Annotated in this window: 2 protein-coding genes, 1 tRNA gene and 1 riboswitch; of the genes, 1 reads left to right on the top strand and 2 read right to left on the bottom strand. The window is 62.5% G+C overall.

Features of this window, described 5'->3' with window-relative positions; genetic code table 11:
* Positions 1 to 175, bottom strand: a 175-nt coding sequence (locus ACSFA2_RS25505) for a chromate transporter (protein WP_435458123.1), incomplete at its 3' end; no start/stop codon positions are given.
* Positions 176 to 325: 150 nt separating this feature from the next.
* Positions 326 to 496: riboswitch (yybP-ykoY riboswitch) on the top strand.
* Positions 497 to 510: 14 nt separating this feature from the next.
* Here ACSFA2_RS25505 and mntP point away from each other — a divergent pair.
* Positions 511 to 1,089 (top strand): manganese efflux pump MntP, encoded by a 579-nt coding sequence (gene mntP / locus ACSFA2_RS25500; protein WP_435458122.1) that lies wholly within the window; start codon positions 511 to 513, stop codon positions 1,087 to 1,089.
* 54 nt (positions 1,090 to 1,143) lie between these two features.
* Here mntP and ACSFA2_RS25495 read toward each other — a convergent pair.
* Positions 1,144 to 1,219: transfer RNA gene (locus tag ACSFA2_RS25495), tRNA-Lys, on the bottom strand.
* Positions 1,220 to 1,257 lie beyond the last annotated feature (38 nt).

Genomic DNA, 1,257 nt, shown 5'->3' with positions numbered 1-1,257 from the left:
CGCTGATCCAGCGCCGGCGCTCGACCAGCTCGGTGTGCATGATCGCGATCTGCCCGGCAGGACCGCCGAAGCTGATGAAGCCGAGCTTGAGCCAGAAGCGGAATGCTTCGGCGAAGGAGACGGGCTGGATGGGCGCGGAATGCGCAGGAGAGGCGTCAGGCAGTACGGTGTCCACGGATAGCTCCGTTATGGGTCGCCAGCGCTTGGACGGGACACCGTCTTACTTTGCAGACCGGGAGGCTGTTTCCCCGGGACGGAAATCGTAGCAGACCCATCGGCTTCCCTGTCGGTTTTCTTCGAGCCCGGGCTTCGCCTAGAATCGCGGCTCCCTTGGGGAGTAGCCGGCTTCCGGACTTCGGAAGCGCTCACGTCAACATACTCGGTTCGCACCTTGCGACCGTGGCGTGAGCAGCCGAAAGGTTGGCGAGACCAGCGGTGCATGAACGCGGCATTGGCCGGCGGGTTCGTGCGCCGCGGCGTCTTGAACCGGCCTTGCTTGCTACTTCCAACATGAACATCGCCTCCACGATTCTTCTTGCATTCGCCATGTCGACGGATGCTTTCGCCGCGGCCGTCGGCAAAGGCTCCGCCCTGCGCAAACCCTCCTGGCGCGAAGCCCTGCGAACCGGACTCATCTTCGGCGTCATCGAGGCGCTGACTCCCGTCATCGGCTGGGCGGCAGGCCTTGCCGCTGCGAGCTACGTCGCGCAATGGGACCACTGGATCGCGGTCTCGCTCCTCAGCGTGCTGGGGTTGCGCATGATCTGGTCGGGCTTCGGCGCGCCGGACGAGGCGGACGAGGCGGACGAAAAGCCAAGCCGCAACTCCTTCTGGTCGCTCGCCATCACCGGCTTTGCCACAAGCATCGATGCGATGGCGGTGGGCGTCGGGCTGGCCTTCATCAACGTTAACATCGCATGGACGGCGCTGGCCATCGGCCTTGCGACTTTCACGATGGTCACCATCGGTGTGATGGTGGGGCGCGTGCTGGGCGCGGTGCTCGGCAAGCGAGCGGAGATCATTGGCGGCCTCGTGCTGATCGGGATCGGCGTCTTGATCCTCTATGAGCACCTGAACGGCCTGGCTTGATCATGCGCAGAAAAATCCCCGCGTGCACAAGGCAGGCGGGGATTCTTGAAGATTTGGTAGGACGTACTGGATTCGAACCAGTGACCAACGGATTAAAAGTCCGCTGCTCTACCAACTGAGCTAACGTCCCAAATCGTTTTTATTCTTGCTCTTGCCGACGTTGAATCC

It is taken from the genome of Variovorax cryoconiti (assembly GCF_051216395.1).
In the GTDB taxonomy this organism is placed as follows: Bacteria; Pseudomonadota; Gammaproteobacteria; order Burkholderiales; family Burkholderiaceae_C; genus Variovorax.
Note: the sequence above shows the minus strand (reverse complement) of the source record. Positions and strands in the feature narration are given on the sequence as shown.

Excerpts from the sequence above, each read along its gene's own strand:
- mntP (WP_435458122.1), top strand. The coding sequence starts at position 511 with ATGAACATCGCCTCCACGATTCTTCTTGCATTCGCCATGTCGACGGAT.